The organism is Treponema sp. R6D11, from assembly GCF_054786075.1.
Genome location: NZ_BDHD01001435.1, coordinates 1 through 298 on the forward strand (window position 1 = coordinate 1; position 298 = coordinate 298).

A 298-nucleotide genomic window follows, 5' to 3' on the forward strand; every position below is an offset into this window, starting at 1 on the left:
CCCTCTGGGAAAAAGACTACCTCTACGAAGGACACTACATACTCCCATACTGCCCCCGCTGCGCCACCGTCCTCTCCAACCACGAACTCAATTTGGGCGGCTACAAAGACGTACACGATCCTGCAATCACAATAAAATTTAAATTGAGGGGGGAAGTCTCCCCCCGCGCTTCGGCTGCTTCGCAGCCTACGCTGCCCCCCTCAGCAGGGGACACCCCCGCAACGCCCCCGAACACTTATCTCCTCGCATGGACAACAACTCCCTGGACGTTGCCTTCAAACCTCGCCCTAACACTCGG

1 protein-coding gene is annotated in these 298 nt (G+C 57.4%); it reads left to right on the forward strand.

Translation table 11 applies throughout. The annotated features are described in order from the left end of the window. On the forward strand, positions 1-298 hold a 298-nt coding region (locus tag ACYVTD_RS19045; protein ID WP_461249144.1), incomplete at both ends, for a hypothetical protein.